The organism is Vibrio sp. 1978 (assembly GCF_033344345.1).
Genome location: NZ_JAWPOP010000348.1, coordinates 1 through 778, shown reverse-complemented (window position 1 = coordinate 778; position 778 = coordinate 1). Strand labels below are relative to the sequence as shown.

1 pseudogene is annotated in these 778 nt (G+C 45.4%); it reads left to right on the top strand.

Annotation, left to right across the window (positions count from 1 at the left end):
• Positions 1–62: 62 nt before the first annotated feature.
• Positions 63–692: pseudogene (locus tag R8N49_RS26550) on the top strand (tryptophan--tRNA ligase); the annotation flags it as partial.
• Between the last annotated feature and the right edge of the window lie 86 nt (positions 693–778).

Genomic DNA, 778 nt, shown 5'->3' with positions numbered 1-778 from the left:
CCTGCAGGGTTCCTGACTTACCCAATTTCTCAAGCAGCTGATATAACGGGTAAGTCAGGAATCCTGCAGGGTTCCTGACTTACCCAATTTCTCAAGCAGCTGATATAACGGGTTTTCGCGCTACACTTGTTCCGGTTGGGGATGATCAATTACCAATGCTTGAGCAAACGAATGAAATCGTGAGAAAGATTAACCACCTTGGCGGACAAGATATCCTAAAAGAGTGCCGTCCGTTGCTTAGTGATGCGCCACGTTTACCGAGTACTGATGGCAAAAATAAAATGTCGAAAAGCATGGGCAATGCCATTAACTTAGGGGCGACTGAAAAGGAAATCTCAGTTGCAGTGAAATCCATGTACACCGACCCAAGCCATTTGCGCATCGAAGACCCTGGTCAAGTAGAAGGCAACATTGTGTTCACTTATCTCGATGCTTTTCACTCTGACAAAGAGCATGTCGAGCAACTCAAAGCGCACTATCGCCGTGGCGGGCTAGGAGATGGAACCACGAAAAAAGTATTGGAAGAATGCCTTCAAGAAATGCTGCGTCCGATCCGAGAGAAACGGGCGCTGTATTTGAACGACAAAGCGCAACTTATTGAGATTCTTAAACATGGCAGCCAAGTCTCTCGAGAAAAAACAGAACAAGTTTTATCCGATGTTAAGAGTGTGTTTGGCTTGAACTTGTTCTGAAATAGGTTCGGGAACACAAAGTAAAAAGGCGCGAAAGCTAACCTGCTACGTGCCTTTTTTGTATGCGCACCTTATGAAGCAAAGAA